The sequence below is a fragment of the bacterium genome (genome assembly GCA_016703265.1).
Lineage (GTDB): Bacteria > Krumholzibacteriota > Krumholzibacteriia > LZORAL124-64-63 > LZORAL124-64-63 > CAINDZ01.
In genome coordinates, this window is sequence record JADJCK010000007.1 from 175,999 (window position 1) to 189,639 (window position 13,641).

The 13,641-nt window shown below is 69.9% G+C and carries 8 protein-coding genes; 7 read left to right on the forward strand and 1 reads right to left on the reverse strand.

The window, feature by feature from the left end:
- The first annotated feature begins 28 nt into the window (after positions 1 to 28).
- From IPG61_14625 to IPG61_14655, 7 genes are all read left to right on the forward strand, one after another.
- The gene (locus IPG61_14625; protein ID MBK6735283.1) at positions 29 to 1,141 is read left to right on the forward strand and encodes a pyridoxal-phosphate dependent enzyme; all 1,113 of its coding nucleotides are present in this window, start codon (positions 29 to 31) and stop codon (positions 1,139 to 1,141) included.
- Positions 1,141 to 2,271: a DUF1611 domain-containing protein gene (locus IPG61_14630; protein ID MBK6735284.1), complete on the forward strand. Its 1,131-nt coding sequence runs from the start codon at positions 1,141 to 1,143 to the stop codon at positions 2,269 to 2,271. The genes IPG61_14625 and IPG61_14630 overlap by 1 nt, the downstream gene beginning before the upstream one ends.
- Before the next feature lie 4 nt (positions 2,272 to 2,275).
- Entirely contained in the window at positions 2,276 to 4,612 is a 2,337-nt protein-coding gene (locus tag IPG61_14635) for a creatininase family protein (protein MBK6735285.1), read from the forward strand.
- Between the two features lies 1 nt (position 4,613).
- Complete coding sequence (locus IPG61_14640; protein ID MBK6735286.1) at positions 4,614 to 5,681, forward strand: dipeptide epimerase; 1,068 nt, start codon at positions 4,614 to 4,616, stop codon at positions 5,679 to 5,681.
- A gap of 575 nt (positions 5,682 to 6,256) precedes the next feature.
- On the forward strand, positions 6,257 to 9,709 hold the full coding sequence (locus IPG61_14645) for a hypothetical protein (GenBank protein ID MBK6735287.1): 3,453 nt from the start codon (positions 6,257 to 6,259) through the stop codon (positions 9,707 to 9,709).
- 11 nt (positions 9,710 to 9,720) lie between these two features.
- Positions 9,721 to 11,115, forward strand: coding sequence for an Ig-like domain-containing protein (locus IPG61_14650; protein MBK6735288.1), 1,395 nt, complete (start codon positions 9,721 to 9,723; stop codon positions 11,113 to 11,115).
- Positions 10,998 to 12,122 (forward strand): hypothetical protein, encoded by a 1,125-nt coding sequence (locus tag IPG61_14655; GenBank protein ID MBK6735289.1) that lies wholly within the window; start codon positions 10,998 to 11,000, stop codon positions 12,120 to 12,122. Before IPG61_14650 ends, IPG61_14655 begins: the two co-directional genes overlap by 118 nt.
- Before the next feature lie 139 nt (positions 12,123 to 12,261).
- On the opposite strand, the gene IPG61_14660 is transcribed toward IPG61_14655, so the two are convergent.
- Positions 12,262 to 13,641 carry a sigma-54-dependent Fis family transcriptional regulator gene (locus IPG61_14660; GenBank protein ID MBK6735290.1) on the reverse strand — a complete coding sequence of 460 codons (1,380 nt, stop codon included), beginning with the start codon at positions 13,639 to 13,641 and terminating at the stop codon, positions 12,262 to 12,264.

Consider the following 13,641-nt stretch of genomic DNA (forward strand, 5'->3'; position numbering starts at 1 on the left):
GGCCCGTAACTGTCGACCGGGGAGGACCATGGCCGAACAGGAAGAGCGGCGGCGCGATCCGTCACCGCCCGAGGGCGGGCTCTCGCTGCTGGACGGCGTGTCGCCGGTCGCCTCGACGCTGCCGGCCGACATGGCCGAGCAGCGGCTCGTGGCCGCCGACAAGGACCGCCCGCTGGCCGAGCGGCTCGCCGCCTTCGAGGACATCGCCGAGACGGAAGTAGGCGACACGTCGCTGTCGCGTGCGCGCAACCTTGAGCGGTCGGCGGGGCTGCGGCAGATCCTGCTGAAGTTCGAGGGGGGCAATCCCTCCGGAACGCAGAAGGACCGCATCGCCTTCGCCCAGGCGCAGGACGCGCTGCGGCGCGGCTACGATACGCTGACGGTGGCAACCTGCGGCAACTACGGCGCCGCGACGGCGCTCGCGGCCTCGATGGCCGGCCTGCGTTGCCTCGTCTACCTGCCGGCCGCGTACCACACGCGGCGCGACTCCGAGATGGAGGCGCTCGGCGCCACGCTGGTGCGCGTGCCCGGCGACTACGAGGCCGCCGTGGCCGCCTCGCGCGCCTTTGCCGAGCAGTCGGACGTCTACGACGCCAACCCGGGCGGAGCCAATACCTCGATCCAGCTGCGCGCCTACGGCGAGATCGCCTACGAGATCTACGACGAACTGCGCGATGCGCCCGCCGTGGTGGCGGTGCCGGTGTCCAACGGCACGACGCTGGCCGGCATCCACCACGGGTTCGTTTCGCTCTTCCGGCGCGGCAAGACCTCGCGCGTGCCGAAGCTGGTCTGCGGGTCCTCGCACGGGAAGAACCCCATCGTCATCGCCTGGCGGCGCAACCTGGCGGACTGTGACGACCTTGCGCCGGACAAGATCCGCGAGACGCCGATCAACGAGCCGCTCATCAACTGGCATTCGATCGACGGCAGCGAAGCCCTGGCGGCCGTGCGCTCGACCGGTGGCTGGGCTGCCGATTCCAGCGACAAGGCCATGCTGGCTGCGGCGCGCATGCTGAAGGAGAGGGAGGGGCTGCACGTGCTGCCGGCGTCGACCGCCGGGCTGCTCGTGCTGCTCGCCCGCCACGAGAAGGAACCGCTGCCGGGCGACCGTTACGTCGCCGTGCTGACCGGGAGGCGCTGATGACCGCAGTTGCAAACGAGTGGCCCGAGGGCAACGCCATCGTCTACTGCCAGGGTGCGTTCAACACAACCTACGGCAAGACCGCGCATGGCCTGGTGCGGCGCAGTGAACGCTATCGCGTGCTGGCCGTGATCGATGCCGCCTGGGCAGGGCGCGATGCCGGCGAGGTGCTCGACGGTCGCGCTGCGGGCATCCCGGTCGTGCCGGACCTGGAGGCGGCGCTGCGGTTGCGCGGCGCCGACGGCCGAGGCCCGACGCACTTCGTCGTGGGCCTGGCGCCGGACGGGGGCCGGTTGCCGCCCGAGGCGCGCGTGGTGGTGGCCGCCGCACTCGCGGCGGGGCTCAACGTGGACAGCGGCCTTCACGACTTCCTGGGCGACGACCCGGAACTGGTGCAGCTGGCCGCCCGGCGCGGGGTGCGCATCCGCGATGTACGTCGCACCCCGCCGCGGCCCGAACTGCACTTCTTCGACGGGCGCATCTCGCAGGTGCAGGCGCTGAAGGTGGCCGTTCTGGGCACCGACTCGGCCGTGGGCAAGCGCACGACGGCCTGGCTCCTGGTCGATGCCTTCCGCGCAGCCGGACGCCGCGCCGAACTGGTGGGCACCGGCCAGACGGCCTGGCTGCAGGGCGCGAAGCACTCGCTCATCCTCGATTCGCTGATCAACGATTTCGTGTCGGGCGAGATCGAGCACGCGGTCTGGTCGTGCTGGGAGGACGGGCGGCCCGACGTGATCGTGCTCGAGGGCCAGGGCAGCCTGCTCAATCCCGCCTACCCGGGCGGTTTCGAACTGCTGGCGGCAGGGAGGCCCGACGTCGTGGTGATGCAGCATGCGCCGGCGCGTCGCGAGTACGACGGCTTTCCCGGCCACGCGCTGCACGACCTGGCGACACAGATCAAGGCCACCGAGCTGATCTCCGGCCGTGAGGTGGCCGCGATCACCATCAACCACGAGGAACTGGACGCCGCCGGGATCGAGGCTGCACGTGCGGCCATCAGGGCCGAGACCGGCCTTCCCGCCTTCGACGTGCTGCGCGAAGGCGCCGGCGGGCTGCGCGAGGCGCTGGCGCCCTGGCTGGCCAGGGCCGACGAGCGCCGGGGCCGCGGGGCCGCCGGCGGAAAGGACTAGCGCGATGCCGGGCAGGGCACCAGCCGGTCCGCTGGCTCCGCTCCTGGTCTGGGACCGCCTCGAGGTGGGACCGGTCCGCGTGGAGCCGCGGCGCGTGACCGCGCCCTATACGGTGGTGCGCGGCGGGGGCCGCGAGACGATCGACCTGGTCTACTCCTATGAAGAGGACGTGTTCACGCCGGGCGAGGCGGCGGACGAGAACCTCGCTGCGATGATCACGGCGCAGGTCGCGCTGAACTACGGGCTCTTCGCGGCGGAACTGGTCTTCCACGGCGCCTTCGACGAACGCGACCGCCGCTTCCTGGCCGACATGGCCGCCAACACGGCGCGCGAGATCTACGTCAAGAAGATCCTGCAGCCGAACCCGTTCCTGGTCGGCGCTGCGGCGCAACTGCCCGTGGACCGCCGCGGCGAGTACCTGCAGGCGAGGCTCGTGTTTCCCGATCCCGAGCCCGAGGCGACGGCCCCGGCGGCGGCCTGGGACCGGGATCCGCAGGCTTGCGCCGTGCTGTCGAGCGGCGGCAAGGACAGCCTGCTCAGCTACGGCCTGCTGGCGGAGAGCGGCGTGCCGGTGCACCCGATCTTCGTCAACGAGTCGGGTCGGCACTGGTTCACGGCCCTCAATGCCTACCGCCACTTCAAGGACCATGTGCCGGGCACCTCGCGCGTGTGGACCAACTGCGATCGCGTCTTCACCTTCCTGCTGCGGCAGCTGCCGTTCATCCGGCCCGACTTCGCCGACGTCCGTTCCGATGCCTACCCCGTGCGCCTGTGGACCGTGGCGGTATTCCAGTGCGGTGCGCTGCCGGTCATGCGCAAGCGGGGCATCGGTCGCCTGGTCATCGGCGACGAGTTCGACACCAGCCTGCGCGCCCGTCACCAGGGCATCCCGCACTACGACGGGCTCTACGACCAGAGCCGCTGGTTCGACCTGGCCTTCAGCCGCTACTTCCAGCGCAAGGGCTGGCGTGTGCACCAGTTCTCGGTGCTGCGGAACCTGTCGGAGCTGCTGATCGAGAAGATCCTCGTCGAGCGCTACCCGGACCTGCTGCGGCACCAGGTCTCCTGCCACGCCTCGCACAAGGAGCCGGCCGCGGGCCGCGTGCTGCCGTGCGGCCGCTGCGAGAAGTGCCGCCGCATCGTCGGCATGCTGTCGGCGCTGGGTGCCGACCCGGCCGCCTGCGGCTACGAGCCCACGCAGGTCGAGCCCGCCCTGGGCCGCTTCGTGAGCGAGGGTGTGCACCAGGAGAGCGCCTGTTCCGAGCACACGACGGTGCTGCTGCAGCAGCGGGGGCTGCTGCCGCGCGACGGCCGCACGCGGGCGCATCCCGAGGTGCTGCAGGTGCGCATCGACCGCGAGCGGGCGCCGCTGACGACGGTACCCCGCGACCTTCGCGGTCCGTTGCTGCGCCTGTGCCTGGAGCATGCCGCGGGCGCCGTGCGCCGGCACGGCCGCCTCTGGGTACCCTGTGACCCGTTTGCCCTGCCCGAGTTCACGACGCCGGCCGCCTTCGAGGCGCCGTCGCCGGCAGGCCAGGGTGATGCCGGTGAGGGTCGTGGTCGGCGCTGGATCCTCGGCGAACTGACCTGGCCCGAGGCCGAGCGCCGCTTCCGCGAGGTGGACGTGGTACTGCTGCCGGTGGGCGCCATCGAACAGCACGGTCCGCACCTGCCTTTGGATGTCGACGCCTACGACGCCGAGTGGCTGGCCCGAGAGGTGGCTTCGCGCTGCTCGGACCCGAAGCCGATCGTGCTGCCGCTCCTGCCGTACGGGGTCTCGTACCACCACGAGGACTTCCCGGGCACGATCTCGCTGCGCAACGAGACCATGGCGCAGCTGATCTACGACGTGGGCATGAGCGTGGCGCGCTGCGGCGCCCAGAAGCTGGTGATGATCAACGGGCACGGCGGCAACGGCCCGGCGCTGGCTTTCGCGGCGCAGATGATCAATCGCGACGCCCACATCTTCACCTGTGTGGAGTCGGGCGAGACGAGCGATGTCGACATCGCGGCGATGGCCGACACCGTCAACGACGTGCACGCCGGCGAGATCGAGACCAGCACCAGCCTGGCCAACCGGCCGGAGCTGGTGCGCACCGACCGCCTGGAGGCGGCCGTGCCGCGCTTCTCGAGCCGGTTCCTCGACTTTTCCAACCAGCGGGCGGTCGACTGGCAGGCCCACACCGCGCGCATCTCGCCCACGGGCGTGATGGGCGACCCCACGCGCGCGTCGGCCGAGAAGGGCCGGCGCATGTGGGAGGTCATGATCCGCAACCTCGTCGAATTTGTGGAGGACCTGCGCGACCTTTCGCTCGACGAGATCCACCAGCGGCGGTACTGAGATGAAGATCCTGGCGGCAGAAGCCTGGCGCGTGGACATGCCCCTGGCCGAGCCGTACGCCATCGCCTACGAGAGCGTGGATCGCGCCGCCAACATCTTCGTGCGGCTCGATGCGGGTTCGCAGGTGGGCTGGGGCTGTGCCGCGCCCGACGAGCCGGTCACGGGCGAGACCCCCGGCGGCACGCTTGCGGTGCTGGCCGGCGATGCCGCGGCGGTGCTTCGCGGCGCCGATCCCCTGAGGCCTTCTGCCCTGCTGCATCGGCTGACGCCTGTGCTGGGCGGACGCCCGGCCGCGCGCGCCGCCATCGACATGGCGCTGTGGGACCTGATGGGCCGCCAGGCCGGCCTGCCGTTGTGGCGCCTGTTCGGCGGCTACAGGCTGCGCATCCGCACTTCGATCACGATCGGCATCCTCGATGAACCGAGCACCGTCGCCCGCGCCCTGGAGTATACCGGGCGCGGCTTCCGGTGCCTCAAGCTGAAGGGTGGGATCGACCCCGAGGGCGATGCGGCGCGCGTGCTGAAGGTGCGCGAGGCGGTGGGGCCCGGTGTGGAGCTGCGCTTCGACGCCAACCAGGGCTATACCGTCGAGGAGTCGCTGGCGTTCGTGGCACTGGCCCGTCGCGCCCGGCTGTCGCTGATCGAGCAGCCCACGCCGCGCGCCGAGCTGGAGCAGCTGGGTCGCGTCACTGCCGGCGTGCATGTGCGCGTCATGGCCGACGAGAGCCTCATGTCGCTGCGCGACGCATTCCGCCTGACGCGACGCGACCTGGCGGACATGGTGAACATCAAGTTGATGAAGGTCGGCGGCCTCAGCGAGGCCCTGAAGATCGCCGCTGTGGCGCAGGCCGCCGGCTGGGAGATCATGGTCGGTTGCATGGACGAGTCCGCGCTCGCGATCGCGGCCGGCCTGCACTTCGCGCTGGCGCGTCGCAACGTCCGCTACGCCGACCTGGACGGGCATCTCGACCTGCGCGACGACCCTTCGGCCGGCGCCGTGCGCCTGCGCGACGGGTGGCTCTACCCGACCGATGGGCCCGGCCTCGGTTTCACGCCGCGGGGATTCTAGGACGTCCGAAACCCGATTTGCCAATTCCATTCGTACCATTGGGTTAGCGAGAACCCGCTGCCGATAGGGCAGGAATCCGGTTGTTGACGACCTGTTCTTTGTGATATGATTTCATTTGCCAAACATTCGTCAGACGGCGCCCGACCATGCAACCCGCGATGGTCCGGTGCCTAGCGGCATGCCCTGTTCATGCGAAGGAAACTGCCCATGCGTGCTCGCCCCCGGCCGCTGCTGACCTTGTGTGCCGTGCACCTGTGTGCCTTGGCTGTGCTGATGGTGGCGGCAACGTCACCGACGCTGGCGGCGACCACCACGCCGGCGCGCGCTGCCGGACTCGTGCTGCAGCAGGTGCTGGCTGTCGATCGCGTTGCCGAGAGCCCGGCGCTGGCGCCGGCGGCCGACCTGCTGGCGGTCGAGCTCCATCGTCGCGAGTCCGACGGTCGCAGCGTGTTGCGTATCAGCTTCCTGGCGCTCGATTCTGCCGATGTTCCTTCGCTGCTCGCAGCCCAGGCCGCGGCGGGCAACCCGGGCGCCGTGCGCCTGGCGATCGCCGCCCGGGCCTGGCGCAGGAGGCGGTGCTCGTACGTGACGGCGACCGCTGGCTGGCTCAGGCGGACAAGCGCCCCGGGTCGGGCTGGTTCACCGTTCCCGGCGACGCGGACGCTGTGTACCTCGAACTGTCGAGTGATCCCGCCGCGAACGGCGTGGCCTGGCCCGTCACGGTGACGTCGACGACAACGACGACCGGCGGCGCCGGCGCCGGCGACCGCGTGGACGCATCGTATCCTGCCGACAAGGCCTACGAGGCGCACTGCGCCCTTGTCCTGCACGGCAACCAGGGCCTCGGCTACACCGACGTGCTGCACGGGCGCAGCGACAACCTCGAGGGCTCTGGCTTCGACGAGGCGCTGCAGGTGCACCAGGGGACGGGCGTGCCCGGCAACTTCCACCTGAGCGGCACGCTGATGACCGCCGCCGAATGGGCCGCCCGCAACGGCGATCCGGTCGACTTCAACGCCTGGCTGGCGGCCGGCGCGAGCGCGGGCTGGGCCGGCATGGTCACCTCGGCCTACGGGCAGCACATCATGCCGTTCGTCAACAATGCGATGAACGACTGGGCCGTCTCCACCCAGGCGCAGATGGTGCAGGCGCGATACGGCTACACGCCGCGCGTGGCGTGGGTGCCCGAGCGCGTGTGGCTGAACACGAGTGGCTATCCGAGCAGCGGCGTCAACGACTGGATCGGCGACAACTGGCAGGCGCACGGCATCTGGGGAGTCATCCTCGATGACGACGTGCACCTGGCCGGCCACGACAACCACCGCATCCACACCCTCAGCGGCAACGGCCTGCGCCTCGTGCCGCGCGACCGCAACTTCACCGGCAACATCATCGGCGGCAACGGCCAGGGTTCGCTCGACATCCTCACCGGCCTGGCTGCGGGCGGCCTGGGGCAGTACCGCATCGCCGTGCTGGCCGAGGACTGGGAAGCCATCGGCGAGATGGGCGGCTGGGCCACCATCACGCCCAACGCCAAGGAGACCTACGACTGGTTCGTGGGCAAGTGCGCCACCGAGAGCGCGTGGCTGCACACCTGGAAACTGGCCGACGCGATCAGCAACCCCGACTTCACCGGCGACACCATGACGGTCACTCCGGGCACCTACACCGAGATCGGCGGGGGCGGGGGCTACGGCGGCGGCGACAACGGCTGGTACAACCACTGGGCCGGCTGGGTGCCGACCGCCAACGGCGGCAACTCGAGCGGGGCCTGCGCGGGCACGGGCGGCAACTGCAAGAGCTACGGCACGCTCTGGAACGAGGCCTACGGCGCCCTGATGAGTGCTCCCGACAACAATGTCTCGCAGGCAGGCTGGTACGTGCTGATGACCAATCTGCACGAGACCGCCTGGCACGACTACATGGGCGGGCCGATCAGCGGGTGGCAGCACAAGTACTCGGCCCACATCAAGAACGCGATGGTCTACGCCGAAGCCGCCCACTGGGCCAACGGCGAGTACGCCACGGCGACCAACGCCTACCTCAGCGACATCGACAACGACGGATTCCAGGAGGCGGTGCTGCACAACGACCGCCTCTTCGCCGTCTTCGAGGGCACCGGCGGGCGCCTGACGCACCTGTTCGTGCGCGGCTCCGGGTACGACGACACCGCCATCGGCGTCGATAACGCCTACTGGTCCGACACCGAGGGCGACTACAACGATGCGAACCATGTCGCGGCGTTCAGCGACGTCTCGCCCGACTACCAGCACACGGGCTACACGATGTCGGTGACGACGTCCGGCGGTTCCGCCGCGTTGACGTTGACGCATGCCGAAGTCTCCAAGGCATTCTCGCTGGCGACGGGCGACCCGTTCGTGGCCGCGACGTACAGCGTCGGGCCGGCCACGCACTGGGTGAAGTCGGGCTTCTCGCCGTCGCTGGTCGACCTGGTCTGGAATGCCGAGATGCAGCGGGTGTGGGCGGGCGACGCCTCTTACATGGGCTTCCGCAACCCCAACACCGGGATCGTCGCGGCCCTGGTGCTGGGCGACGGCGGCGCGGCCCACCAGGGCGAGATCAGCGGCACGCTGATGCGCGGTGACGAGATCCGCGGCAGTGGCGTGTTCCAGTGCCTGCTCTACGCCGGCACGGCGTCGGCTCCCGGTGTCGGCGGCGAAATCGCCGAACTGCGGGCGCTCTCCGACAACCTTCAGGACTCGATCGGGCCGGCCGCCCAGGCGGCGGCCTGGTATCCGCAGACCGATCGCCTTGTCATCGGCTTCGACCAGCCGGCGTCGCTGGCATCGGCCACCGGCATCTCGCTGGCGGGCCCCGGCGCCACCGTCACGTTGCCGGCCGGCACCACCGTCGTGGGCAGCCAGCCCTCGGTCTCGCTGACGCTGGCGGTCGACGCCGTTACGGCGGCGCTCATCGACGCACAGGCGGCGCTCGGTCCCGTCACGCTGCGGCTGGCGGCCGGCGCCGTGACCGATGCGGTCCTCAACGCCAACCTCGCGCTCGGCGCCCCCGGGCTGCCCGTTTCGGTGCTCGGGACCAGCGTGGTCATCGACGGGCGGGTCGACGCAGGCGAATGGGCCGGCGCGCAGGTGCTCGACGACGCCAACGACTCGGCCTGGACCGCTGCCAACGAGATCGACCGACTGCTCGTGAAATGGGACTCCGAGTACCTCTACCTGGCGATCGACGGCCAGGTCAGCGGCAACAGCTGGCTGCTCTACCTGGACGTCAACCCGGGCTCGGGCAGCGGCCAGGCGAACCTGACGGCGATCAACGCCTGGGAGCGCGGCGCGCAGTTCACGGCTCCCGGCTTCGCGCCCGACTTCCAGTACGGATGCTACCAGCACCAGTCGCAATTCGACGGCGACGGCTTCTGGCAGCTCCTGTCGCCGACCACGACGCAGGACCGCGCCGGGGAGATCGCCTCGGCCTTCGATTCGTTCCACAATTTCGGAGCTCAGAGCGGCAGCGAGATCGCCATCCCCTGGAACACGCTCTACGGACTGGGCGTCGGCGCGGTGCCGGCGGGAGCGCAGGTGGCGCTGGTCGCCTCGGTGTGCTGGGATCCCGAACCGGCGGGGTCGCTCGGCGGCGATTCCGCGCCGAGCAACCTGGCGGCCGCGTTGCCGCTGGTCGACAACGCCTGGGCCGTGACCATCGACGGCAACGGCGACGGCGTGCCCGACGGCACCTGGGTGGCTGACGTGCCGCGCCCGGCGGCGTCCGGCGTGCGCCTGCTGCCGAACCAGCCGAACCCGTTCAACCCTTCGACGTTCGTCGTCTTTGCCGTGGAAGGCGGCCAGGGTGCGGATGTCGAACTGGCTGTCTACGACATGGGCGGTCGCCACGTGCGTACGCTCGTCGCCGAACACCTGGAGCCGGGGCAGCACCGCCGGCTCTGGGATGGCCGCGACGCGCGGGGACGCGCCGTCGCCGCCGGAACCTATTTCGCTCGTTTGTCCGCCCGCGGGCAGGTCGTGACCCGTCCGCTTTCGCTAGTCAAGTAAGGAGGAGACCCATGCGTGCTCGTCACAGCCTGTCGCGCCTGTCGGCGGCGGCCCTTTTGATGGTGGTCGCCGCTGCAGGGTGGGCGTTCGCCACCACGCCGCAGACGATCGTCATCGACGGCGTCAACGACTTCCTGCCCGCCAACCTTGTCGATGCCGATGGCGGGGACACCCAGTTCCCGAACATCGATCTCGGCGACACCTACGCCACCAACGACGCCGTGAACCTGTTCCTGGGATTGAGCCACAATCCGGCCGGCTGGAGCGGCGTGCAGCTGGGCATCGCCATCGATGTCAACACGGCCGCCGGCGGCTCGGTCGATCCCTGGGGTCGCCAGCTGGAATGGAGCCTGGCCGCCTACAAGCCGGACTTCATGTTCTACACCAACCTCAGCAACAACTGGCAGGCCGCCTACCAGTGGAACGGCTCGGCCTGGGTCGGCATCGGCACCGCCGGTCCCGGCGCCCTGGGCTGGTCCACGGCCACGGGCTTCAAGGAACTGCCGATCCTGCTCGGCACACTGGGTGTCACGTCCGGCAGCACCATCCGCTGGGAAGCCTGGGTGACGCAGGACGGCGGCACCAAGGGCCCGCTCGACGCCATGGCCAACGACGGCTCGCAGCTGTCGACGCCCGGCTTCACGCTGTGGGATACGGCGTCGCCCATCCCCATGACCGAGATGACGCTCTACACGGTGCAGGCCGCCGCCGACCCCGATCCCCCGTATGTCACGGGCGTGCAGGCGACCAGCTACCCCATCACGTCGCTGTTCGACGTGTTCTTCAACGAGCCGATCAAGCCCTCGAGCGTTCTCGCGAACGGCAGCCAGTTCGCCGTCAGCGGCGGCGCCGTGGTCACGGGCGCGACCGTTGCCGCCAACGTGGTGCACCTGACGCTGTCGGCGCCCCTGGCGGCGTCGGCTTCGCTGTATTCGGTGACGGTGACGGGCGTGACCGACAACGCCAACAACGTGATCCCGGCCGACAACGTGCAGAACCGGGCCTGCTTCGGCCTGAAGGATGTCGTCTTCCGCGGCAAGATGGGCCCGTTCCTGGCCAACCAGGGCGCCGGCCCGCATGCGTTCTCGATCGAGGGCGACCAGTCGCCGTTGACCTTCGACCCGCTGTGCGACGCGGGCGTCATGGTCGATACCGGCATCGATGACATCTGGCAGTACTCCACGAAGATGCTCTATGCGGGCAATTGCGCGGCCGGCACGGGTAGCGAGTCGTTCGAATGGAAGTTCAACTACAACTGCGGCACGTGGAGCCCCTGGCCAACAACCGCGTGCATACGCTGGACATCGCGAACGGCGCCCAGGACGTGCTCGAGTTCTGGTGGGCCGACGAGGACCCGACGCTGTTCACGACGCGCGCGGTGGCGGTCGAGTTCCACGTCGACCTGAACCTGTTCGGCTTCACGGCGACCGACACGATCGCCATCAACGGCAACGTGCTGCCGCTGAACTTCAACGTGCCGTCGGCCAATCGCATCCTGGATGACGGCGCCGGCGTCGATCTTGTCGCGGGCGACGGCATCTACGCCGGCCTGATCACGTTCCCGGCCGGTTCGCGCAAGGACGTGGCGTACAAGTTCCTGAAGGGCACCGCCTACGAGTGCACGGGCCAGGGCGACCGTACCCTCTTCCTGAACGACGCCGTCTTCGGCGACGGCTCCAACGGCGGCCCGGTGCTCGAGCTGCCTGTGGTGAAGTTCGACTTCTGCTCGTCCACGTGGCGCGACGTGGCCGTCATCTTCAAGGTCGACTTCAACAACACGGCCTGGGAAAACGTGCGTCCGGTCGATGTCGTGGGCGTCGACGGCACACCGAACTTCGACGACACCTTCAACTGGAATGTGCCGTCGCTGAACACCCTGCGGGACAACGGCGTGGCGCCTGACGCCGTGGCCGGCGACAAGGTCTACACCGGCCGTGTCGTCTTCCCGGCGGGCAGTACCCAGAACGTCGAGTACAAGTACCTGTTCAACGACGATTTCGAGTGCATCGGCGAGAGCAATCGCACCTTCTCGCTGAATCCCGACTCGTTCGACGCCGCCGCCAGCCCCCAGGTGCTGTCCGTGGACGTCTTCCAGGTCTGCCCGAACGCGTCGCCGGTGCCGCCGGTCCGCACGGCCGACCTGGTGCTCGGCCAGAACAACCCCAACCCGTTCAACCCGAAGACGGAGATCAGCTTCGCCGTGGCGCGCGAGGGCCGCGGCAGCCTGCGGATCTTCAACCTGCGCGGTGAGCTGGTGCGCACGCTGCACGACGGCGCCTTTGCCGCGGGCGAACAGTCCATGGCCTGGGACGGGCGTGGCGACAACGGCGTGCTGGTCGGCAGCGGCGTCTACCTGTACCGCCTCGAGGTGGGCGGGCAGGCGTTGAGCCGGCGGATGATGCTCTTGAAATAGAGCCTCGCCTCGGCAGTGTCGGAGCGATCGCACAAACAGGTCCGGCCGGCAGTCCTCGCGCCTTTGGCGCTGCGGATAGCCGGCCGGACCTGTTTGTGCGATCGCTCCGGCGCTGTCGAGGCGGGTCTACTTCGAGAGTCTAGTCCAGGTCGTATTTATTGAGGCGGTAGAGGAGGATGTGGCGGGGGATCGACAGGTAGTTGGCGGTGCGGCTGCGGTTGCCCCCGCACAGGGCCAGCGCGCGGCGGATCACTTCCTTCTCCAGTTCGACGAGCGAGAGGCCGCCGGGCGGCAGCGGGCCGAGGGGCAGGCCGCCGCCGTCGTCGTCGGTGCCGGTGGCGGCGGCAGGCGCCACACCGCCGGCATGGGGGGCCAGCTCGCGCAGGGCGGCGACGGTGAGGGTGTCGCCGCCGCGCATCAGCACCAGCCGCTGGTTGACGTTCTTCAGTTCGCGCACGTTGCCGCGCCAGGCCAGGCGCGCCAGCGCCTCCAGCAGTTCCGGTTCGGAAGTCACGCCGGGGCCGCCGTGCAGCAGCGTGAAATGTTCCCAGAGCAGGGGGATGTCGGCGGGGCGTTCGCGCAGTGGTGGCAGCGTCAACATCAGCACGTTGAGGCGGTACCACAGGTCCTCACGGAAGCGTCCGGCCGCCACTTCCTGCGCCAGGTCGCGATGCGTCGCGCAGACGAGGCGGAAGTCGACGGCAAAGGGCTCGGTGCCGCCCACCGGGTCGACGAGCCGGGCTTCAAGCACGCGAAGCAGCTTCGGCTGCACGGCCAGGGGCAGCTCGCCGATCTCGTCCAGGAACAGCGTGCCGCCGGCGGCGCCGCGGATGCGCCCAGGGCGGGCCTGGTCCGCACCCGTGAAGGCCCCGCGGGCATGCCCGAACAGCTCCGACTCGACCAGGTCGCCGGGGATGGCGCCGCAGTTGACGGCGACGAACGGCTTGTCCCAGCGCGCGGACAGGTCGTGCAGCGCGCGCGCCGCGAGCTCCTTGCCGGTGCCGCTCTCGCCCTGGAGCAGCACGGCGGCATCGCTGGGAGCGGCCTGGCGCAGGTTGCGCATGAGCTGGGCCATCACCGGCGAACGGTAAAGCAGCCCGTTGTCGGGTTCGCGGCGACGCAGCAGCCGGCGCAGCGCGTCATTGTCGCGTTCGAGGCGGCCGGCGTGGAGGGCCTGCTCCACCGAGAACAGCAATTCGTCGCGCGAAAACGGTTTCAGGATGTAGGTGAAGGCGCCCAGGCGCATGGCCTGTACCGCCTGCTCGACGGTGCCGTGGGCGGTCAGCATGATCACCGGCGGCACGGGCGCCGCCGTCTCGCGGATGCGGCGCAGGACAGCCATGCCGTCGATCCCCGGCATGCGGATGTCGGACACCACCAGGTCGGGCCCGGAGGCCAGCAGTTCCAGCCCGGCGGCGCCGTCAGCGGCCGTGAGCACTTCGTGGCCGGCCTCGTCGAGGATGTAGCGCACCACCTCGCGCAGGCTCTGGTCGTCGTCGATCACCAGGATCCGGGACAT

Excerpts from the sequence above, each read along its gene's own strand:
- IPG61_14660 (MBK6735290.1), bottom strand. The coding sequence starts at position 13,641 with ATGTCCCGGATCCTGGTGATCGACGACGACCAGAGCCTGCGCGAGGTG.
- IPG61_14640 (MBK6735286.1), top strand. The coding sequence starts at position 4,614 with ATGAAGATCCTGGCGGCAGAAGCCTGGCGCGTGGACATGCCCCTGGCC.
- IPG61_14635 (MBK6735285.1), top strand. The coding sequence starts at position 2,276 with ATGCCGGGCAGGGCACCAGCCGGTCCGCTGGCTCCGCTCCTGGTCTGG.
- IPG61_14625 (MBK6735283.1), top strand. The coding sequence starts at position 29 with ATGGCCGAACAGGAAGAGCGGCGGCGCGATCCGTCACCGCCCGAGGGC.
- IPG61_14650 (MBK6735288.1), top strand. The coding sequence starts at position 9,721 with ATGCGTGCTCGTCACAGCCTGTCGCGCCTGTCGGCGGCGGCCCTTTTG.
- IPG61_14630 (MBK6735284.1), top strand. The coding sequence starts at position 1,141 with ATGACCGCAGTTGCAAACGAGTGGCCCGAGGGCAACGCCATCGTCTAC.